This is a genomic window from Nocardia sp. NPDC005978, from assembly GCF_040614455.1.
In the GTDB taxonomy this organism is placed as follows: domain Bacteria; phylum Actinomycetota; class Actinomycetes; order Mycobacteriales; family Mycobacteriaceae; genus Nocardia.
Genome location: NZ_JBEXUS010000134.1, coordinates 1 through 19,921, shown reverse-complemented (window position 1 = coordinate 19,921; position 19,921 = coordinate 1). Strand labels below are relative to the sequence as shown.

Genomic DNA, 19,921 nt, shown 5'->3' with positions numbered 1-19,921 from the left:
ACACCCGACCCGTCCTCTGGTGTAGCGGCGTCCCGACGCAGGCACTGCCCAACGCCCGACCCCCCCCCCCCCCCCCCCCCCCCCCCCCCCCCCCCCGCGGCGGGGGAGGCCAGCTTGGATCCGACCAGCCGCAGCGGGCCGACCCGGTCGTCATCGGTGCCGCGAATGCCGTCGGAGTAGTCGTTGGCGTAGTTCACCCCGATGATGAGGGAGCACGAAAGCAGCAGGCACAGCACCGCTTTCCAGCCCACCGCGCCGTCGATCGAGGCGGCGGCCCCCGTTCCGACCAGGACCGGGGCGATCGCGTTCGGCAGAGTGCGCGGGCGCGCCCCCTCGATCCACTGTGCTGCTGTAGCCATGCTCCGCAGCCTAGTGCGCGGGCCGGGGCCGGGGCGCGCTCAGGATTCGGCGGCGGCCTTGAGCAGGGCCAGCCCCTTCTCGAAGTCCTTGCCCACCATCTTGTCCATCGGCATCAGCTTGCCGAACAGGGCCATGAGGCCGGTCTGCTGCCCGGTCATGCGCCAGGTCACCAGGGTGCCCGCGCCCTGCGGCGTGAATTCGAAGCTGATGTTGTTGGTCGCCTTGAACGGCTTCTCGAAGTGCAGGCGGATGCCGATGGCGTCGGCGGTCGCGGAGGTGATCTCCATGTCGCCGCGCCCGGCCTTGCGGTTGCCGCTCCAGAAGTAGCGGGCGCCGATGCCGCGATCCGCGCCGCTGTAGACGCGGTCCATCGCCGGGTCGATGTCCTCCCACGGCGACCATTCGCGCCAGCGGTGAAAATCGTCGATGAGCGCCTGGACCTGCGCGGGCGCGGCCTCGATGACCGCTTCCCGATGAACGTCGAAGTCCGCCATGACCAGCAGCCTAGGCGACCGCGCCCCCGGAACCGCCGTATCCACACGCCCCGCACCGGCGATTCCCGGCGCGCCGGGCGCTGGCGCGCCGGGCCGTGGCGGCGGTGGTCCCGAGAGACGACGGCAGCTCACCGCCGCGTTGGAAGACGGCTGCCGCCGGGACTTGGCGTTGCCGGGTGGATCCGGCGTTGCCGCGCCGGGCCGCTGCGGCAGCCGTCCCGAGAGAGGGGGACAGTCCACCGCTCACAGCCGTGTGGAAGACGGCTGTCGCGGGGATTCGGCGTTGCCGCGTGGACTCGACATTGCCGCGCGACTCGGCAGGGTCGAGGGAGAAGGCGGTGCCGCGCGAATATCGAGCCGCCGTGCGGTTGGTCGCCTCTGACCGAGGGGTTCGGCAGCGTGCGCCATGCCGGTGCGGCGCCCGAGCGAGGGGTTGCGGGGCCACCGCGTCATCATGCGCGGGCCGGGCCCGCGTGACGCCGATTCGGCGGCGTGATGTGCGTTGGGCGGCGGGTCGATTCGGGGGATCGGGCGGGACGGTGGGGGCGGGGCGGGCGGTGGCCGGGCCCGGCGGGGAACGGCGGCGGTGGTGAACCGGACGGGCGACCGGCCGCTCACCTACGATTGGCGAGGAATGTCTTCGGAAACAAGCGGTTCTGACGGCGCCGGGACCGCCCGGCTCGCCGCCGCGGGCGCGACCGCCCCGGCGGTTCCTTCGCATACCGCCCGGGCGGGCGAGTCGGAACCGGTCCTCGTGGGACTGCTGGGGGAAGTGGCGCTGCGGCGCGGCGGGGTGCTCGCGCCGGTGCCGGGCGCGCGGGCGCGGCTGCTGGTCGCGGCGCTGGCGACCCACCCGGGCCGCAGTCGCTCCGCGCACGCGCTCATCGACGAGGTGTGGGGCGAGGAGCCGCCGCGCGCGCCGATGAACGCCCTGCACACGCAGGTGTCGCGGTTGCGGGCGCTGCTGCCCGAGGGCGTGCTCGAGATCGGTCCCGCCGGATATCGCCTGGTGATCGCGCCCGAACAGGTCGATCTCGCGCGCGCCGAGCTGTACGAGTCGCGAGCGCGTCAGGCGCACGAGGACGAGGACGAGGCCGCCTGCCTGGAATGGATCGCCGCCGCGCGCACGCTCTGGCGTGGGGAACCGGGCGCGGATCTGCCCCCTGGCCCGGTCGCCGAGGAACTCATCACGCTGGCCGGGGCCCGTGCCAAAGCCCTGGACGCACTGGAACTTTCCGCGCGCGCCGCGGTCGGCGACCTGGACGGCGCGCTGGATCTGGCGCGGCGCGCGGCGGGCGCGGACCCCTTCGGCGAGCCGGCGCACGCGACGCTGATGCGCTTGCTCGCCGCGGCCGGGCGCGGGAACGAGGCTCTCGAGGTCTTCGCGGCCCTGCGTACCCGGCTGGGCGAGCAGCTCGGGGTGGATCCCGGCCCGGCTGTGACGGCGCTCAACACCGCGATCCTGCGGGGTGAGGAACTGCCCGGCCCGCCGGGCCGCGCCTTCGGCAGGCCGAATCAGGGTGCGGGCCAGGGCTATCCGAAGGTGGTGGACTCCGGGACGGGCGCGTTCGATCGCCTCCGGGGCATGACCGAGCGTGCGCAGCGGTCCGAGGCGGGTTCGGAGAGCTGGGACGCGCGACAGCCGGCGAACGGCGAGGACACCCGCGGGTCCGAAGGCGCCGCGGATACGTGGCGCGCCGCAGGCCCGGATCGGTCGGGCAGTGCCGCGGATTCGTCGCCCGGTTCGAACGCCGGGAACTCGGAACGGCTCGGGAGGGCCGCGGCCGGGCGGCGCGGCGCAGGCGGCGACGGGTCGAACCGGTCCGACAGCGTTGCGGATGCGCGGCGCGGCGCGGACGATCAGCGGTGGCCCGAGAGCGCTGCGGGCGGCCGACGCGGAGCGGGTACCGGCGGCGAAGCGCGGATATCGGCCGACGCCGACGGCTCGCGATGGCCGGAAAGTGCTGGGGAGCAGTCCGATTCATCGGCCCTGCGGCCGCTTCCGGGTGTCCCGGCGGCGGGGCGCGGGTCCGTGCAGGCGTTGCGGCGGGTGGCGGCCGCGCAGCACGCGGCGCTGAGCCGGGAGTCCGCCGAACCGGCGGCGTCGGCGATCGGCCTGCGGGCCGCGCCGAACCCGCTGCTGGGGCGGGCCGCGGATCTCGACGCGTTGCAGCGACTGCTGGGTGTCTCGCGGGTGACCACGGTGCTCGGGCCCGGCGGCACCGGCAAGACCCGGGTCGCCAACGAACTCGGGGCGCGGGTGGCGCACGAGCGTACGGTCGCCCTGGTCGAATTGGCTTCGGTGCGAGCCGATCCCGGCGGCGCGGCCGACACCCGGGCCGAGATCGAGGCGGCCATCGCCACCACGCTCGGCATCGGTGAACTCGGCCGCGACAACGGGGTGCTGCGGCTGGCGCCCGCGCGCGACGTGCGCCAGCGGCTGCGCGAGGCGCTCTCGTCCCGGCCCATGCTGCTGATCCTGGACAATTGCGAGCACCTCATCGCGGCGGTCGCCGAGGTGGTGGCGGACCTGGTCGGGGCCAGTGAGCAGTTGACCGTGCTCACCACCAGCCGCGCCCCGCTGGAGATCACCGCCGAGACCGTGTATCCGTTGCCACCCTTGACCATCGACGCGCACGGCTCGCCCGCCACCGACCTGTTCTGCGCCCGCGCCCGCGCGGTGCGGCCCTCGGTGCGGCTGGACCCGGAGGTGGTGGCGCGCCTGTGCCACACCCTGGACGGACTGCCGCTGGCCATCGAACTGGCCGCCGCCCGCGCCCGCACCATGAGCGTGGAGGAGATCGAATCCCGGCTCGAACACCGATTCGCGCTCCTGCGCAGCGGGGATCGCAGTTCTCCGGAACGGCATCGCACCCTGCACGCGGTCATCGAATGGAGCTGGAACCTGCTGGACGGCGAGCAGCGCACCGCGCTGCGCCGACTCTGCCGTTTCCCGGCCGGATTCACCCTGGCCGCGGCCGAAGCGGTCATCGCCGGGCCCGAGATCCCGGATGTCGCGGCGGCCGTGGACGGCCTGGTCGGCCAATCCCTGCTCACCGTGCTCGAACCCGACGACGAGATCGGCGTGCTGCGCTACCGCATGCTGGAGACGGTCCGCGAATTCGGTGAGGAGCGCTTGGCCGAGGCCGGTGAAGCCGATCTCGTCATGGACCGGATGTCCTGCTGGGCACGGGCGTTCGCGCTGGACGCGGTGCACGGCTACACCACCGGCGACCAGGTGCGCGTGGTCCTCACCGTCGCGGCCGAGATCGACAATCTGGTCGCGGTGCTGCGCTACGCGCTGGACCATCGCGACATCGCCACCGGGCACGCGGTCTTCCCGGTGCTGTCCATGCTGTGGGTCATGCGCGGCGCGCACATGGAGCTGATCGGCTGGGGTCCGCGCATGCTGGCCCTGCCGCTGCGCACCGGTGCGCTCAGCACGTCCGAGGCCGATCTGCAGATGTTCGGTCAGCTGGTGCTGGGTCTGCACCTGATGTATTCCAGCGGCGGCCCGCGCGAGTTCGCCATCGTGCGCAATCGAATTCGGCGCCTGCGTGAGACCGGCCACCACCTCTCGCCCATGTTCGAGTTCCTGGGCGAACTCGCGACCGTGCCGATCGACGCGCGCAAGCTGGGCCGGGTACTGGTCTCGGGCGTGCGCTCGCACGACGCGCGGACCAGGACCGCCGCGCTGCTGTTCCGCGCGAACGTGCGCGAGAACGCCGGTGATGTGGCGGGCTCGATCCGAGACGCGGTGCACGCCTTCGAATCCGGCGCTCGCGAGGACATCTGGGGCCACGCGATGGTGTCCCAGCACCTGGGCAGCATGTACGGGCAGTCCGCGCGCTACGCGGAGTCGGTCGGCTACTACCGCGAGGCCGTGGAACTGCTGGCGCGATTGCGCGCGTTCGAGGAGAGCGTGGAAATCCGCAGCCTGCTCGCGGTCTCGCTCGCGGGTATCGGCGAACTGGCCCAGGCTCGCCGGGAACTGGAGCCGGCGCTGGCCGGCGTCGGGGTGGAGTCCGCGGAGGAGGACGCCCACATCCGGCCCAATCACCGCCGCGCCGCGGTGACCGCCGGACTGGCCGAAATCGCCCTGGCCGAAGGCGATATCGAGACCGGGCTGCGCCGCTACCGGCAGGTGCTGCAGTTGCTGGCCTGGCCGCAGGGTTTCATCACGCCCGGCCCCGGCGACATCATGACCGCCGCCGCGGTGCTGGACGCACACGTGCTGCACGGCGAGGTGGACCGCATGCGCGCGCTGGCCGCGCAATTGATCGAGGTATCGCTGGCGCGCCTGGCGCACTTCCCGTGGGACCTGCCGCAGATCGGCGCGATGTCGATCGCGCTCGGTTCGTACCTGCTGGCGGCCGGGCGCGACACCGGGACCGCGCTGGAACTACTCATGCTCGGCCCGAAAGTGCTCGCCCGCCAGGACTATCCGTCGATGCTGTGGCAGCGGCACGTGGACCTGCACCGGGCGGCGGTCGGCGCCGAGACCATGGATGCCGCCGTGCGCGCCGCGGCCGGGGTCGCCCGCCGCGGCGCGGCCCAGCGCATCATGGAGATCGCCGTGAAAATCAATGGCACGCTGTGAGATTCGCCGGGCGGCCGACGACGGACGGCCCGCCCACCGAATCTCGGTGAGCGGGCCGTCCACGGTACAGCGGGTTCGGTGCGTGATCAGGCGCGGCGCATGTACGCCCGCACCGTGAGCGGCGCGAAGATCGCGATCACCACGATCGACCCGAGCAGCGACCAGGCCACGTTGGCGGTGGCGCCGGTGCCGTTCATGAGCTCGCGGGCGGCGTTGACCATGTAGTAGATCGGGTTGACCTTGTTGATGCCCTGCAGCCAGCCGGGCATGGTGTCGACCAGCACGAACGCGCCGGACATGAAGGTCAGCGGGAACATGATCATCATGGAGATGCCCTGCACCGCGGAGGCGCTCTTGCCGGTCACGCCGACCAGCGCCCACACCCAGCTGACGGCGAAGGAGCAGAACACGGTGACCAGACCGGCCGCCACGACCCCGAGCACGCCGCCGTCCGGGCGGTAACCCAGCGCGATGCCGACGATCACGGTCAGCGTGGTGGCCAGGCCGTACCGCACCATGTCGGCGACCAGCGCGCCGGACAGCGCCGAAATGCGGGCGATGGGCAGGGATTTGAAGCGATCGAAGACGCCCTTGTCCATGTCCTCGCGCAACTGCACGCCGGTGGCGACCGAGGTGAGCACCACGGTCTGCACCAGGATGCCGGGGATGAGGATCGGCAGGTACGCCGCGACGCTGCCGCCGATCTGCCCGCCGAAGATGAAGGCGAACAGCGCGGTGAACAGGATCGGCTGCACGGTGACGTCGAACAGCTGCTCCGGGTTGTGCTTGATCTTGAGGATGCCCCGGTAGGCCATGGTCATGGTGTTGGCCAGGGTCTGCTTGAGCGGAATGTGGTTGCTGACCACCGGAATCGGGGCCGGAGCCGTGACCGCGTGGCGGCCGGGGGCGGGGAGTGTCGTGGTCATGCCGCGCTCTTCTCTGCGTCGGTGGTGTCGGCTTCGTCCGCGCCGTGGCCGGTGAGTGCGAAGAACACCTCGTCCAGGCTGGGCTTGCTGACGTTGATCTCCTCGACGCGAATGTCGTGCTCGCGCAGGCGGATCAGGATGTCGGTGGTCACGCTGGGGTCGGGCAGGGGAGCGGTGACGCGCCCGGCCTCGGGGCTGATCGCGGCCTCGACGATCTTGCCCGCGGCCCGGGACAGGTACTCGCCCACCAGGGTTCGCGCCTCGGCGATGCGGGCGGGGTCGCTCAGGGTGAGCTGCAGCGCGGACATGCCGACCGAGCTCTTGAGTTCGTCGGACGTGCCGTCGGCGATGACCTTGCCGCGGTCGATGACCGCGATCTTGTCGGCCAGCTGATCGGCCTCGTCCAGGTACTGGGTGGTGAGCAGCACCGTCGAGCCCTCGCGCACCAGCCGCCGGATGGTCTCCCACATCTGGGCGCGGGTGCGCGGATCCAGACCGGTGGTCGGCTCGTCCAGGAACAGCAGCGGCGGGGCGGAGATCAGGCTCGCGGCCAGGTCGAGTCGCCGGCGCATGCCGCCGGAGAAGTTCTCCAGCGCCTTGTCGGCGGCCTCGGTGAGGCCGAATTCCTCGAGCAGTTCGTTCGCCTTGCGCCGCGAATCGGCCCGGGACAGTCCGAGCAGTCGCGAGAAGATGACGAGATTCTCGGTGGCGGTGAGCTTTTCGTCGACCGAGGCGTACTGCCCGGTGACGCCGATGAGCGAGCGCACCGCGGTGGGCTCGGCCACCACGTCGCGGCCGAAGATGCGGGCGCTGCCGCCGTCGGGCCGCAGCAGCGTCGCGAGCATGCGGATGGTGGTGGTCTTACCGGCTCCGTTGGGTCCCAGTACGCCGTATACGGCCCCCCGCGGTACCGCGAGACTCACGCCGTCGACAGCCCGCTGCTCCCCGAAGAGCTTGACCAGGTCATTCGCCTCGATGGCGAGTGCCTCAGCAGGTGTGTATGAAGTCATGCACACACTCTGTGCCCCGGGACTTACACGCGACTTGCACGGCTGTTGCGTGCGGGCGAAAGCCGGTCTTGCGTGGTTCTCACACGGCTTGCGCGGGCGATGATCAGCAGGTCACGGCGGGAATGTGAGGCGCGACACGCATCCCGGTCCCGATCGCCGATCACGTCGTGACGGCATCGCCGGCCGGGAATTCGGCCGCCGGAAACCCGCCCGCGACACGCACCCCGCGCCCGGGGCGCGCGTCAGTTCGCGGAGGTCGCGCGCAGCAGTTCGCGCAGCCGTGCCCGGTCCGGCTTGCCCGGCCCGCGCAGCGGCAACTCGTCCAGGACGGCCAGTTCGCGCGGGGCGGCGATGGCGTCGAGTTCGGCCACCACGTGCTCGCGCAGCTCGTCCAGGGTGGGCGGGGTCGCGCCGGGGGCGGGCACGATGGCGGTGACCACGCGCTGCCCGAGCCGGTCGTCGGGCAGGCCCAGCACCACGCATTCGGAGATGCCCGGGTGTGTGATCAGCACGGCCTCCACCACCTGCGGGATGACCAGCAGCCCGCCGGTCATGATGGCCTCGTCCAGGCGGCCGGTGACGGTCAGCACGCCGTTCTCGTAGCTGCCCGCGTCCTCGGTGCGGAACCAGCCGGGCTCGGCGAAGGCCGGGTTGTCGGGCTGGTTGCGGTAGCCCTTGGCGAGCATGTCCCCGCCGAGCATGACGCGCCCGTCCTCGATGCGAATCCTGGTGCCCGACAGCGGGACACCCTCGTAGACGCAGCCGCCGCAGGTCTCGCTCATGCCGTAGGTGCGGAAGATGTTGATGCCCGCGGCGCGGGCACGGGCCAGCACCGGCGCCGGGGTGGCGGCGCCGCCGATGAGTACACCGTCCAGCTGGGCCAGCGCCGCGGCGGCGGTGGGCTCGTCCAGGGCCTTGATGAGCTGGGTGGGCACCAGCGAGGTGTAGCGGCGCGGTCCGGTCATGCCCGCGACCGCGCCGGCCAGTGCTTCGGGCAGGAAGCCGCCCGAGACGTCGAGCGCGGCCGGTTCGGTGCCGGACAGGATGCTGCGCAGCAGCACCTGGATGCCCGCGATGTGGTGGGTGGGCAGGGCCAGCAGCCATTGGCCGGGCCCGCCGAGGCGTTCGTGGGTGGCGTCGCCGCTGGCGCGCAGGGCGGCCGCGGACAGCAGCGCGCCCTTGGGCAACCCGGTGGTGCCGGAGGTGGTGACCACCAGCGCCACGTCGTCGTCGATCTCCTCGCCGGGCCGCAGGCTCGAGCTGAGCCGCTGCGCTTCGCGGCGATCGGCGGTGGGGATGGGTAGCCACGCAGGTCCGTTGCCGTCCAAGGCTTCCCGCAGATGCGGCAATACGTCACCCACAGATGCACCGGTGGGCATGGGAAGTGTGCGGAGGGTATTGCTCACGTTCGCGATCGTGTCATGTGAAGGGGTGGCGGCGCACCTGCGGGGGTTCGCTGCCCGGGTCGATGGTGATGGTTCGGTCAGTCGGACGTCGGTGTCGCCAGCGGCCAGCCACCGGCTGCCAGCCGGGATGCCACCCGAGCGATATCGTCCTCGCCGGGTTGTTCCTTGGCAACTCGGGCGATGGCCGCCTCGATGTCGGCGCGCGCGATCTCGTTGGTGGCCACCCGTTCGGTGATGAGTTCCTCCACCACCAGGTGCACCTCGTAATCGGTGAGCCTGCGGTGCAGGACCGCGAGCAGGGCCACGTAGTCCGACTGCGGGATGCCCTGCGGGTACCCGGCTTTGAGCCAGTCCAGGACCTTCGCGAGGACATTGGTCAGCGCGGGGGTCCGCGCGGATTCGGGATTCGGCTGTTCCGGAGTGCTCACGAGCGTGCCTTTCGATCGGGCGGTGTCACGCGCCGAGCAGATGGATTCCCAAACGGTCGGCCAGGAAGCCCCGTGCGATGAAGACCACACCGACCACGGCGGCGATCATGACCACGGCGAAGCACAGCGCCGAGAGGGCCTGGTTGAGCTGGCGGGTGGTACCGCTCGCGCCGCTGTCGACCGCGGCGCGGCAGCGCACGCCGTAGGCGAAGATCGCGGGCAAGCCGGCGCCGAACACCAGGGCGGCGAGCACCACTTCCCAGAGGTCGCTCAGATTGGACAGGAAGGTCTGCATCGTCGCGCTCCTAACCGATCTCGTGGCGGACGGAGTCCGGGCCGCGCAGCGGGGCCGCGGGCGCGTCGGTCTGCTGCTGCCAGTCGTCGTTGACATTGTGCGAATTGACCGCGGTGCGGCGCGAGCGCAGCCAGATGAAGGTGGCCGCGGCGATGAGCAGCGCGAAGACCACGAGGGTGCCCGCGGTGCCGCCGATGGCATGCAATATCGCCCAGCACAGCGCGCCGACCAGACCGGCCATCGGCAGCGTGAGCACCCAGGCCACCACCATGCGCCCGAGCACCGCCCAGCGCACCTCCGCGCCCGGCCTGCCCAGGCCGGAGCCCAGGATCGAGCCGGTCACGGTCTGCGTGGTGGACAGCGGCAGGCCGAAGTGGGCCGAGGTGAGAATGATCGCGGCGCTGGTGGATTCGGCCGCGAAGCCCTGCGGCGGCGCGATGTCGACCAGGCCCTTGCCGAGCGTGCGGATGATGCGCCAGCCGCCCAGGCAGGTGCCCGCGGCGATGGCGACCGCGCAGGACACGATGACCCACAGCGGGAGCGGGTCCCCGGCCGAGGCCGAACCGTGCGCGATCAGGGCCAGGAAGATGATGCCCATGGTCTTCTGCGCGTCGTTGGTGCCGTGCGCGAGCGAGACCAGCGAGGCGGAACCGATCTGGCCCCACCGGAATCCGCTCTCCACGGTCTTCTCGTTGCTGCCGCGGGTGATGCGGTAGACCAGCCACGAGCCGACGGACGCGACCAGCGCGGCCACCACGGGGGCGAGCAGCGCCGGAATGATGATCTTGGCGAGGACGCCGGTGTGGCCCGAGGTCCAGATCACGCCGTCCCAGCCGAGCGCCGCGATGGTCGCGCCGATCAGGCCGCCGAACAGGGCGTGCGAGGACGAGGACGGCAGACCGAGCAGCCAGGTGAACAGATTCCAGAGAATTCCGCCGACGAGTCCCGCGAAGACGATGTCGAGCAGGGCCTTTCCGCTGACTTCCGACAGGTCCACGATGCCCGCCGCCACGGTGGCGGCGACGGCGACGCTGAGGAAAGCGCCGACCAGATTCAGGAAACCGGACAGGAGTACGGCGGTACGCGGCGGGAGCGCACCGGTTGCGATCGAGGTGGCCATCGCGTTCGCGGTGTCGTGGAATCCGTTGGTGAAGTCGAACGCCAAGGCTGTGAGAACAACGATCAGCAGAACGAGCAGTTCGGCAGACACGCCGACCAGTTTGCGCTACGCCATTAACGATCCGTTAACCGGTGCCCCCGGACACGCCGTGTGTGTTACGGCGTGGTAGGCGTTTCGCGGGCGCGCGGCCGGGGGTGTTCAGTCGGTGCTCGGCGGGCGGCTGTCCCGGCGGATCGGGTGGTCGGCCGGGATCTGGACGAGCACCAGCGGCACGCCGTCGGGATCCCGGATCCACATCTCGATCAGTCCCCAGGGTTCCTTCGTCGGCCCCTTGTCGATCCGCACCCCGGCGAGGGCGAGTTCGGCGGCCGCGTCCTCGCAGTCGCGCACCTGCAGCCAGATCGCCCCCGCGAAGCCGGCCGGTTCCCCGCCGCCGTGCCCGGCCACCTCGATCAGCCCCTGCCCGGCGAAGAACACCGTTCCGCCCGGATACTCCCGGGCGATGGCCAGCCCCAGGGTGTCCCGGTAGAAGGCCAGCGTCGTCGCGTAGTCCACGGGCCGCAGAATCAGCCGACTGCTCAGAATCTCCATGCGCTGTGCCTCCGCTTCGATCCGGTGAGATGCCCGTGCCCGCCTCGGTCGCCGGACCGTGCACACCCCATCGTGCCCGGCCGGTGGTGAGCCGGTCCGGTTTTCAGAAGTACCAGGGGTAGCCCGACCAGTCGGGGTCGCGCTTCTGCAGGAACGAGTCGCGGCCCTCCACGGCCTCGTCGGTCATGTAGGCCAGGCGGGTGGCCTCGCCCGCGAAGAGCTGCTGGCCCACCATGCCGTCGTCGGCGAGGTTGAACGCGTACTTGAGCATGCGGATCGCCTGCGGCGACTTGCCGAGGATGTCGGCCGACCACTCCAGGGCCACGTCCTCGAGGTCGGCGTGGTTGACGACCGCGTTCACCGCGCCCATCCGGTGCATCTCCTCGGCGGTGTACGGGCGGCCCAGGAAGAAGATCTCGCGGGCCGCCTTCTGGCCCACCATCTTCGCCAGGTAGGCGCTGCCGTAGCCGCCGTCGAAGCTGCCCACGTCGGCGTCGGTCTGCTTGAAGCGGGCGTGTTCGCGGCTGGCCAGGGTGAGGTCGCAGACCACGTGCAGGCTGTGCCCGCCGCCGGCCGCCCAGCCGTTCACCAGGCAGATGACCACCTTGGGCATGAAGCGGATGAGGCGCTGCACCTCGAGGATGTGCAGCCGGCCCGCGCGCGCCTGATCCACGGTGTCCGCGGTCTCGCCGTCGGCGTACTGGTAGCCGCTGCGCCCGCGGATGCGCTGATCGCCGCCTGAGCAGAAGGCCCAGCCGCCGTCCTTGGGGCTGGGACCGTTGCCGGTGAGCAGCACCGCGCCGACGTCGGAGGTCATCCGGGCGTGATCGAGCGCACGGTAGAGCTCGTCCACCGTGTGCGGGCGGAACGCGTTGCGCACCTCGGGCCGGTTGAAGGCGATGCGGACCGTGCCCTGTTCGATATGCCGGTGATAGGTGATGTCGGTGAGGTTCTCGAACCCGGGTACTGCCCGCCACAGCGCTGAATTGAAGGTCACGGCCACGAACTTAGTGGCACGGCCTGCGGCGGGGTCACTCCGACCGTGCGATTCGGGCCACTCGTTTCGGGCTGCCGATCGTTAGCGGTAGCGGATTTCAGTCATTGGACAAGCGCGCTGATTGCCGCCGAACGCGATTCACTTCCGCCGGATCCGAGCGCGTGACCAGTTGACACGGCGAATCTGAAACGCTGCCAACCGATTGCGGAGGCTTTACAGTGCAGTAGCTGCTTGGCAGCGGCGGCTATCGTCGCACCTCGCGGCCCTAGCGCGTCGGCGTCGTGTGTGCGGGGGCACCGATGCGTATAGTTCCATGCGCTCGCTCATCGAAAAACTATCCGGAGGAACCTGAAAGTGGTTGCAGCACTGTCTGAATCCCTGCTCGATGACACCAAGCGTCCGGCCTTCCTGGCCGATGCCAAAGAGGTTCTGGATGCTGAGGTGTCGGACAAGGGCGGCGCGTCGGGCCTGGCCGTCAAGGGTGGCTACGCGGCGGTGAAGAAGGTCAGCCCGACCATCGTCGGCGATGCGCTGGAGTCCTTCATTCCGCGATTCGTCGCCCAGCTCGAGCCGTTCTGGTCCGAGTACCAGGCCTCGGGCGCCGGTTCGTTCGCCGACCTGCTGGTCGCCAAGCAGGACGAGGTCTCCGAGGCGTTGCTCGCGGTCACCGACGAGCGTGCCGAGTCGTCCTCTCGGCCCGCACTGACCAAGGTCTACGGCTCGATGCGGTCCTCGGCGAAGAAGCATGTCGCCGAGGCGCTTCCGCGCGTCGGCGCCCTGATCCAGCGTCACGCTGGTTAATCAAATGACCGGTTCGCGGCCCGGAGCCGGGCCGCGAACACGGACTGCATAAAGTCTGTGTCACCCAATTCGGGTGGAAAATACCCGAATTCGAGGCAGTGCGCGGATCCCCTTTCGTTCACAGGGGATCCCGACTCGATCGCCGCGTGAAATCAGCCCGCGGCCTTGCCGACTCGCCAGTAGCCGGTGAAAGTGATATCGGCCTTGGGGATTTCGCGATCCTGCACCAGGAATCGCCGCAACCCCGACACCAGTTTCTGCTCGCCGGCCAGGAACGCGTAGACCCCCGTCGCGGGGAGTTCCGCCGCGCGCACGGCGGCCGCCACGGTCGCGCCGATCTCGGCGGTCGCGTCCGTCCGGATGATCCAGTGCACCTCGACGCCTTCGGGCTCGCCCAGATCCTGGGCGTCGGCCGGGTCCGGCAGTTCCAGGTACGCCGCGCCGCGCAGATCGCGCGGGGCCGAGCGCAGCGAGCCCGCGATGCCGGGCACCGCGCTCTCGTCGCCCACCAGCAGCGCGAAATTCGCGCCGTCGGGGAGCTGGAAGGTCGCGCCCTCGTCGAGGATGCCCACCTTGTCGCCCGGGGCCGCGCCGTTGGCCCAATTCGAGGCCGGGCTGTCGTCGCCGTGCGAGAAGAAGTCGATATCCAATTCCGCCGTGCTGCCGAACTCCCCGAAACCGGCAGCGCGGTACTCCCGCACGGTGTAATTGCGGACCAGCGGGCGGTGGTCCTTGCCCATCATCAGATATTGGGCGTACCAGCCCAGCGTGCTCGCCGAGGTGGGCAGGCTCAGGCTGCCGTCGCGGCCGGGCATGAACAGCCGGAACCACTGGTCGTAGCCCATCGCGGTGAAACTCGCGAGCCCGTCGCCGCCGAGGGTGACGCGCACGAAATTCGGGCTGACGCGTTTGCTCGCCAGCACTTCCGCGGTGAGGATTTCCCGATGTTCGGGTTTGAGATGTTTGGTGCGCTTGGCCATGGGCTTAGGTTAGCGCACCCTAACTAGAACACGCCGGGTGTGATCGGGTCGACGCAGCGCGGAGATCGACTGTCTGAGAGGCTGGGATTGTGAACCCCTCGACAGCACAGGCGCACGTCGTCGTCGACGAACTCGCGCGCGGCGGAGTCCGAGACGTGGTCCTGTGCCCGGGATCGCGAAACGCGCCCCTGGCCTTCGCCTTACAGGCCGCCGACGCGGCCGGGCGGCTGCGCCTGCACATGCGCATCGACGAACGCTCCGCCGGATTCCTGGCCATCGGCCTGGCGCTGTCGGGCGGGCGGCCCGTTCCGGTGGTCATGACCTCCGGCACCGCCGTCGCCAATCTCGGGCCCGCGGTGCTCGAAGCGAACTACGCGCGCGTGCCGCTCATCGTGATCAGCGCCAATCGGCCCTACGAGATGCTGGGCACCGGCGCGAACCAGACCGTCGAGCAGCTGGGACTGTTCGGCAGTCAGGTGCGCGCGACGATCAGCCTGGGGCTGGCGGAGAGCGAGAGCCCGCGGCCGGTGGATAGCGAGAGCCTCGGGGCGGCGGGGAGCGAGAACAACGGGGGCGAGCCCGGTGCCGGCGAGGTCTACCCCAAGCAGAACAGCGTGTGGCGCTCCGCGGTGTGCCGTGTGCTGGCCGCCGCGCGCGGTACCCGCTCCGGCAACGCCGGCCCGGTGCACTTCGACATCCCGCTGCGCGAGCCGCTGGTGCCGGACCTGGGGTCGGGCGATCCGCTGCCGCTGGGCCGCGGTGACGACCGGCCCTGGACCGCAACGCAATACGCCACCCTGGACGTGCCGCTCGACATCGACCTGAGCCTGGACACCGTGGTCATCTCCGGCCACGGTGCGGGCCATCGGGCCGAGCTCGCGGCGCTGCCGACCGTCGCCGAGCCCACCGCGCCCATGCACGGTCCGCCGCTGCATCCGCTGGCGCTGTCGCTGGTCCGGCCGAAGCAGGCCATCATCACCGGCAGGCCCACGCTGCACCGGCAGGTCGCGAAGGTGCTCGCCGATCCCGAGGTGACGGTGTTCGCGCTGACCACCGGCCCGCGCTGGCCCGATGTGTCCGGCAATGTGGTCGGGACCGGCACGCGCGCGGTCACCTCCGGCGCGCCGCGCGCCGAGTGGCTCGAACAGTGCCGGGATCTGAACGAGCGGGCCGTGGCCGTGGTGCGCGCCGAGCTGGCCGCCCATCCCAAGCCCACCGGATTGCACGTGGCGGCCGTGGTGATGGCCGCGCTGCACGAGGGTGACCAGCTGCTGCTGGGCGCGTCCAACCCGGTGCGCGACGCCGCGCTGGTGTCCGAGCCGCGGCCGGGGGTGCGGGTGCTGTCCAACCGCGGCGTGGCCGGGATCGACGGCACGGTGTCCGCCGCGGTGGGCGCGGCCCTGACGCACGCCGGCCGCACGATCGCGCTGATGGGCGACCTGACGTTCCTGCACGACGCGTCCGGCCTGCTGATCGGCCCCGGCGAGCCGCGCCCCGAGGACCTCACCATCGTGGTCGCGAACGACGACGGCGGCGGCATCTTCGAGCTCCTCGAACAGGGCGATCCGCAGTACGCGGGCGTCTTCGAACGCGTCTTCGGCACCCCCCACGGCATGGACCTCGCGGCCCTGTGCGCGGCCTACCGCGTTCCCCACCGCCAGGTGGATCCCGCCGAGCTGGCCGTGGAACTGACCCGCCACGCACACGGCGTGCGGGTCCTGGAGGTCGCGACCGAACGCTCCAGCCTCCGCGAGCTGCACGCCACCGTCCGCGCGGGCATCGCCAACTGACAGACCGATGCGGTACCGGCTTTTCCGGGACTCGCTGTCGGTGCTGTCGTGTCCGTGCGCGCGAGGCGACGGCGACGGTCAGTATTCGGGTTCGGAGTCCTGGTAGTCCTCGTCCAGGGGGACGGGGATGGACTGTTCGATCAGGTCGCCCTCGTCGGCGGTCCAGCCGCTGTCTCCGGCGGGAACTGCGGCGATGTCGCTGTCGGACTCCTGGATCGGGTCCGGGGCGTCGGCGGCCGCGGATCGTTCGGCGTCCGCCGGGTAGGCCGGGGTGTGCTGTTCGAGGTAGTCGGCCTCGGACACCTCGTCGATGCGCTCGTTCATCGGATGCTCCTCTCCGCCGTGTCGGCAAAGCCGGGTGAAGTCGGGCATCTCCGAGCATGCGCCGCGGGGCGCGCGTCGGCAACCGGTGCGGCGCGGAACCACCGGGTACGCGCAGGTCACACCCGGTGGGTCGGTTGAGTCACTCGCCTGGCAGTGGGCCCTTGTCGGTGGGGTGTTCCACCAGGGCAAGGACGCGGCCGGCCATGAACCGGGCGGTGCGCACCTGGGTTCCGGTGCGGGTCGTTTCGCTGACTTCGACTATGCCGCGCGCTATGCGCACCTCGACTCGCCGCCCGGCGCGGGTGGCTGTCACTTCGTAATTGCGGGAACCGTCACCGGTGTCCACGACGATCTCTACTCGATCACCCTTCATCTATCAATTCTCCTCCCCACCAGCGGTTTTGGGCAGAAATGCGGGTCGCGAACCGCTAACGACTCGATACCGCCGTGCCTCGGAATCGTGTTCGGAAAACGGGCGAAATCGCTTGCGCTCAGCACTTTTCGCGGGATGTGCGCACCCCGAACGCGGGTCCCCGACAGGCATCCCGGCACTGCTCGTGCCGCCGTGGATCAGCTGCCGGAATCGGTTGCGGCGGCCGCGAATACTCCCGCGTGGGTGGCGGCCAGGGCGGCGTCGGCGGCGGCCCGCGCGGCGGCGGGATCGATGGGATCGCCGCTGGCCAGGAGGCGGTAGTAGAGCGGGGCCGAGACCGCGGACAGGACCGCGCGGGGGTCGGTGTCCGCGGGGCATTCACCGCGGGCGATCGCGGCGATCACGCACGGTGACCATTCGGCCAGGCGCGTGTCGTAGAAGCGTTGCAGGGCAAGGGCGGTGGCCTCGTCGGTGGTGGCGGCGGCGATGACCGCGCGGAACAGCCTGCCCTGGCGCGGGTCGGCCAGGGTGCGGGCCACCAGGGCGGCATTGGCGTGCAGGTCTCCGTGCAGCGAGCCGGTATCGGCATGGGGGAGTGAGGATTCGGCCATGTCGGCGAGCAGGTCGGCGACCAGTCCGGCGGGGGTGCGCCAGCGGCGGTAGACGGTGGTCTTGCCGACCTCGGCGCGGGCGGCCACCTCCGCCAGGTCCAGGGCGGCAAAGCCGTATTCGGCGAGGGCGTCCCCGGCGGCGCGCAGTACGGCGTCGCGAACCCGGGCGGTGCGCCCACCGGGGCGAATCGAGCCGGGTGCGGTGGTGTCCTGCGTCATAACGGTTCTCCAGTTCCATTTGTGGCGCGATGAGTGTAGCGTTGCCGACGTTAATGAAACTGTAGTCCCGTTAGGAGTTCGTCATGGAGTACCGTCGGCTCGGCGCGTCAGGTTTGCAGGTTCCGGCTCTGAGCTTCGGCGCCGGCACCTTCGGCGGGCGGGGTGAGCTCTTCAGCGCCTGGGGTGACACCGACGCCCGGCAGGCCCGCCGCCTGGTCGATATCAGCCTGGAAGCGGGCGTCACCCTCTTCGACACCGCGGATGTCTACTCCGACGGCGCGTCGGAAGAGGTCCTGGGCGAAGCGATTCGGGGCCGCCGCGACAGCGTGCTCATCTCCACGAAGGCGTCGCTGCCCACCGGCCCCGGCCCCGCCGACGCCGGGTCCGGGCGCTCGCGGCTGATCCGCGCGGTCGAGGGATCACTGCGCCGGCTGGGCACCGATTACATCGACCTGTTCCAGCTGCACGCCTTCGACGCGGGCACCCCGGTGGAAGAAGTCCTCGCGGCCCTGGACGATCTGGTGCGCGCGGGCAAGATCCGCTACGTCGGGGCCTCCAACTTCGCGGGCTGGCAGCTCATGAAATCCCTTGCCGCGGCAGACAAGCACGGCCTGCCGCGCTACGTCGCGCACCAGGTCTACTACTCGCTGGTCGGTCGCGATTACGAGTGGGAGCTCATGCCGCTGGCGCAGGATCAGGGCGTCGGCGCGGTGGTGTGGAGCCCGCTGGGCTGGGGCCGGTTGACCGGCAAGATCCGCCGCGGCGAGCCGCTTCCGGCGGGCAGCCGCCTGCATCAGACCGCTGCGGCCGGTCCGCCGGTCGATGACGAGGTGCTCTACGACGTGGTCGACGTGCTCGACGACATCGCCGCCGAGACCGGCCGCACCGTCCCGCAGATCGCGCTGAACTGGCTGCTCACCCGCCCGACCGTGGCCACCGTCATGATCGGCGCGCGCAACGAGGAGCAGCTGCGCCAGAACCTGGGCGCGGTCAGCTGGACCCTGGACGCCGATCAGATCGCCCGCCTGGACAAGGCGAGCGCGGTTACTCCGCCGTACCCGTACTACCCCTACTACCGTCTCGGCGACTTCACCCGATTGAATCCACCTGCCGTGTAGGCGAATTGGCGATCCCCGACGCCACCGGCCGGACCGCGTAGCGGCTGCGGCCGTGCGGCGTCCCGAGTCGCTGCCGTGGGTCGCGGTCGGTCGCCGGGCGCGATGGTCCGGCTCAGTACACGTCGCGGACGTAGCGCTTCTCCGCGACCAGCTGCTTCTTGAAAGCGAGAGCGCCTTCCTCGCTGAGCTTTCCGTGGATCCGGGCGATGCGCAGCAGCGTGTCGTCCACGTCCTTGGCCATGCGGGCGGCGTCACCGCAGACGTAGAAGTGACCGCCCTCGCGCAACCAGGCCCAGAGCTCGGCGCCGTGCTCGATCATCCGGTGCTGCACGTAGACCCGTTCGCGCTGATCCCGGGAGAAGGCCAGATCCAGACGGGTCAGGAAGCCCGAGCGGAACATGTCCTCGAGTTCGGCGCGATAGTAGAAGTTGTCCTTGGCGTGCTGATCGCCGAAGAACAGCCAGTTCCGGCCCTTGCAGCCCAGGGCCATGCGTTCCTGCAGGAAGCCGCGGAACGGCGCGATGCCGGTGCCCGGGCCGACCATGATCATGGGCGCGTTCGGGTCCAGCGGCGGCCGGAAATGCGGTGCGCGCTGCAGGAAGATGGGCACCCCGGCGCCGGCGCGATCGGCCAGGAAGCTCGAGCACACCCCGCCGCGCCGGGCCGCCGAGCCGATGGCGACCGGATCGCCGTAGCGCACCACGCCCACGGTCAGCTGCACTTCCTCCGGGCTCACCAGGGGGCTGGAGGAGATCGAATACTGGCGCGGTTGCAGCTTTTTCAGGGTCGCGAGCCATTCCACCAGATCGGCGCGGACCGGGAAGTCGCGCAGCACGTCGACCGCCTGCCGATCCCACAGGTAGCCGTCGAGCTCGTTGCGATTGTCCCGGCGCAGCAGCTTGGCGAGCCGCTGGCTCGGATTGCGCTCGGCCACGAAGGCGAGCAGGTCGTTGCTGACCTTGGTGATGTCGTATCGGGTGCGCAGCGCCTCGGCGAGGGTGGCCTCCCCGTCGTCCACCTCGACGGCCCGGCGCCCGTCCAGCCCGGTGACCTCGAGCCATTCCGCCACCAGCGCATCGCAATTGGCGGGCCGGATCCCCAGCGAGTCGCCGACCTCGTAGCTCGCGCCGAGCCCGCTCAGGTCGAACCCGAACTGCCGCACCTCTTTCCCGGAACCCGGGCGCGAGAGCACCTCGTTCGTCACCAGCTTGCTGAGCACGGGGGAGTTGCGGGTGAACCGCGCGGGAGCCAGGGTCGACACCGCGCCTCGGGAACCCCGGGTGCTCGCGCCACCACCGGGGCGAGCGGCGGGCGAATTGCTTTGTGCGGACGCGTAGTTCGTGCTCGGTCCGCCGCTGGACCCGGTGCCCAGCGGCCCGGTCGGATGCGGCATCTGCGAGATCGTGAGCCAGAAGAACGAAGGCGACATGGCGCGCACCGAGGAGCTGCGCGTCTTCGCCGACGAGCACGACCTGGCG

At 70.8% G+C, this 19,921-nt stretch carries 17 protein-coding genes and 2 pseudogenes; 4 read left to right on the top strand and 15 right to left on the bottom strand.

What is annotated here, in order from left to right; genetic code table 11:
* Together ABZ319_RS35710 and ABZ319_RS35705 are read right to left on the bottom strand one after the other, a co-directional pair.
* Positions 1–359: pseudogene (locus ABZ319_RS35710) on the bottom strand (1,4-dihydroxy-2-naphthoate polyprenyltransferase); the annotation flags it as partial.
* A 39-nt stretch (positions 360–398) separates the two neighbouring features.
* The gene (locus tag ABZ319_RS35705) at positions 399–854 is read right to left on the bottom strand and encodes an SRPBCC family protein (RefSeq protein WP_354990985.1); all 456 of its coding nucleotides are present in this window, start codon (positions 852–854) and stop codon (positions 399–401) included.
* A gap of 634 nt (positions 855–1,488) precedes the next feature.
* Between ABZ319_RS35705 and ABZ319_RS35700 the strand changes: the two genes are divergently transcribed.
* The gene (locus tag ABZ319_RS35700) at positions 1,489–5,454 is read left to right on the top strand and encodes a BTAD domain-containing putative transcriptional regulator (protein WP_354990984.1); all 3,966 of its coding nucleotides are present in this window, start codon (positions 1,489–1,491) and stop codon (positions 5,452–5,454) included.
* A gap of 86 nt (positions 5,455–5,540) precedes the next feature.
* Here ABZ319_RS35700 and ABZ319_RS35695 read toward each other — a convergent pair whose 3' ends face one another.
* The 8 genes from ABZ319_RS35695 to ABZ319_RS35660 all read right to left on the bottom strand — a co-directional run bounded on the left by ABZ319_RS35695 (position 5,541) and on the right by ABZ319_RS35660 (position 12,227).
* Positions 5,541–6,380, bottom strand: a complete 840-nt coding sequence (locus tag ABZ319_RS35695; protein ID WP_354990983.1) for an ABC transporter permease — start codon at positions 6,378–6,380, stop codon at positions 5,541–5,543.
* Entirely contained in the window at positions 6,377–7,390 is a 1,014-nt protein-coding gene (locus ABZ319_RS35690; RefSeq protein ID WP_354990982.1) for an ATP-binding cassette domain-containing protein, read from the bottom strand. The genes ABZ319_RS35695 and ABZ319_RS35690 overlap by 4 nt, the downstream gene beginning before the upstream one ends.
* A 242-nt stretch (positions 7,391–7,632) precedes the next feature.
* On the bottom strand, positions 7,633–8,769 hold the full coding sequence (gene menE / locus ABZ319_RS35685; protein WP_354990986.1) for an o-succinylbenzoate--CoA ligase: 1,137 nt from the start codon (positions 8,767–8,769) through the stop codon (positions 7,633–7,635).
* A gap of 104 nt (positions 8,770–8,873) precedes the next feature.
* A complete protein-coding gene (locus ABZ319_RS35680; RefSeq protein ID WP_354990981.1) occupies positions 8,874–9,224 on the bottom strand; it encodes a DUF3349 domain-containing protein in 351 nt (116 codons plus the stop codon).
* A gap of 25 nt (positions 9,225–9,249) precedes the next feature.
* Complete coding sequence (locus ABZ319_RS35675; protein ID WP_354990980.1) at positions 9,250–9,519, bottom strand: hypothetical protein; 270 nt, start codon at positions 9,517–9,519, stop codon at positions 9,250–9,252.
* 10 nt (positions 9,520–9,529) lie between these two features.
* A complete protein-coding gene (locus ABZ319_RS35670; protein ID WP_354990979.1) occupies positions 9,530–10,729 on the bottom strand; it encodes an inorganic phosphate transporter in 1,200 nt (399 codons plus the stop codon).
* A 108-nt stretch (positions 10,730–10,837) separates the two neighbouring features.
* A complete protein-coding gene (locus ABZ319_RS35665; protein WP_354990978.1) occupies positions 10,838–11,230 on the bottom strand; it encodes a VOC family protein in 393 nt (130 codons plus the stop codon).
* A gap of 103 nt (positions 11,231–11,333) precedes the next feature.
* On the bottom strand, positions 11,334–12,227 hold the full coding sequence (locus ABZ319_RS35660) for a 1,4-dihydroxy-2-naphthoyl-CoA synthase (RefSeq protein ID WP_354990977.1): 894 nt from the start codon (positions 12,225–12,227) through the stop codon (positions 11,334–11,336).
* Positions 12,228–12,581: 354 nt separating this feature from the next.
* Here ABZ319_RS35660 and ABZ319_RS35655 point away from each other — a divergent pair, with 354 nt between their 5' ends.
* On the top strand, positions 12,582–13,028 hold the full coding sequence (locus ABZ319_RS35655) for a hypothetical protein (protein WP_354990976.1): 447 nt from the start codon (positions 12,582–12,584) through the stop codon (positions 13,026–13,028).
* 152 nt (positions 13,029–13,180) lie between these two features.
* On the opposite strand, the gene ABZ319_RS35650 is transcribed toward ABZ319_RS35655, so the two are convergent.
* A complete protein-coding gene (locus ABZ319_RS35650) occupies positions 13,181–14,008 on the bottom strand; it encodes a siderophore-interacting protein (protein ID WP_354990975.1) in 828 nt (275 codons plus the stop codon).
* 89 nt (positions 14,009–14,097) lie between these two features.
* On the opposite strand from ABZ319_RS35650, the gene ABZ319_RS35645 reads away from it, so the two are divergent.
* Positions 14,098–15,798 carry a thiamine pyrophosphate-binding protein gene (locus ABZ319_RS35645; RefSeq protein ID WP_354990974.1) on the top strand — a complete coding sequence of 567 codons (1,701 nt, stop codon included), beginning with the start codon at positions 14,098–14,100 and terminating at the stop codon, positions 15,796–15,798.
* 78 nt (positions 15,799–15,876) lie between these two features.
* On the opposite strand, the gene ABZ319_RS35640 is transcribed toward ABZ319_RS35645, so the two are convergent.
* From ABZ319_RS35640 to ABZ319_RS35630, 3 genes are all read right to left on the bottom strand, one after another.
* A complete protein-coding gene (locus tag ABZ319_RS35640) occupies positions 15,877–16,122 on the bottom strand; it encodes a hypothetical protein (protein ID WP_354990973.1) in 246 nt (81 codons plus the stop codon).
* Between the two features lie 139 nt (positions 16,123–16,261).
* On the bottom strand, positions 16,262–16,495 hold the full coding sequence (locus ABZ319_RS35635; protein ID WP_354990972.1) for a hypothetical protein: 234 nt from the start codon (positions 16,493–16,495) through the stop codon (positions 16,262–16,264).
* 197 nt (positions 16,496–16,692) lie between these two features.
* Positions 16,693–17,325, bottom strand: coding sequence for a TetR/AcrR family transcriptional regulator (locus ABZ319_RS35630; protein ID WP_354990971.1), 633 nt, complete (start codon positions 17,323–17,325; stop codon positions 16,693–16,695).
* Between the two features lie 83 nt (positions 17,326–17,408).
* Between ABZ319_RS35630 and ABZ319_RS35625 the strand changes: the two genes are divergently transcribed.
* Positions 17,409–18,443, top strand: coding sequence for an aldo/keto reductase (locus ABZ319_RS35625; RefSeq protein ID WP_354990970.1), 1,035 nt, complete (start codon positions 17,409–17,411; stop codon positions 18,441–18,443).
* A 112-nt stretch (positions 18,444–18,555) separates the two neighbouring features.
* Here ABZ319_RS35625 and ABZ319_RS35620 read toward each other — a convergent pair.
* Positions 18,556–19,683, bottom strand: a pseudogene (locus tag ABZ319_RS35620) (molybdopterin oxidoreductase); the annotation flags it as partial.
* Positions 19,684–19,921 lie beyond the last annotated feature (238 nt).

What these genes read in the sequence shown, in the direction of transcription:
- ABZ319_RS35665 (WP_354990978.1), bottom strand. Translation starts at nt 11,230, where the DNA reads ATGGAGATTCTGAGCAGTCGGCTGATTCTGCGGCCCGTGGACTACGCG.
- ABZ319_RS35700 (WP_354990984.1), top strand. Translation starts at nt 1,489, where the DNA reads ATGTCTTCGGAAACAAGCGGTTCTGACGGCGCCGGGACCGCCCGGCTC.
- ABZ319_RS35640 (WP_354990973.1), bottom strand. Translation starts at nt 16,122, where the DNA reads ATGAACGAGCGCATCGACGAGGTGTCCGAGGCCGACTACCTCGAACAG.
- ABZ319_RS35630 (WP_354990971.1), bottom strand. Translation starts at nt 17,325, where the DNA reads ATGACGCAGGACACCACCGCACCCGGCTCGATTCGCCCCGGTGGGCGC.
- ABZ319_RS35695 (WP_354990983.1), bottom strand. Translation starts at nt 6,380, where the DNA reads ATGACCACGACACTCCCCGCCCCCGGCCGCCACGCGGTCACGGCTCCG.
- ABZ319_RS35690 (WP_354990982.1), bottom strand. Translation starts at nt 7,390, where the DNA reads ATGACTTCATACACACCTGCTGAGGCACTCGCCATCGAGGCGAATGAC.
- ABZ319_RS35650 (WP_354990975.1), bottom strand. Translation starts at nt 14,008, where the DNA reads ATGGCCAAGCGCACCAAACATCTCAAACCCGAACATCGGGAAATCCTC.
- ABZ319_RS35635 (WP_354990972.1), bottom strand. Translation starts at nt 16,495, where the DNA reads ATGAAGGGTGATCGAGTAGAGATCGTCGTGGACACCGGTGACGGTTCC.
- menE (WP_354990986.1), bottom strand. Translation starts at nt 8,769, where the DNA reads ATGCCCACCGGTGCATCTGTGGGTGACGTATTGCCGCATCTGCGGGAA.
- ABZ319_RS35625 (WP_354990970.1), top strand. Translation starts at nt 17,409, where the DNA reads ATGGAGTACCGTCGGCTCGGCGCGTCAGGTTTGCAGGTTCCGGCTCTG.
- ABZ319_RS35705 (WP_354990985.1), bottom strand. Translation starts at nt 854, where the DNA reads ATGGCGGACTTCGACGTTCATCGGGAAGCGGTCATCGAGGCCGCGCCC.
- ABZ319_RS35675 (WP_354990980.1), bottom strand. Translation starts at nt 9,519, where the DNA reads ATGCAGACCTTCCTGTCCAATCTGAGCGACCTCTGGGAAGTGGTGCTC.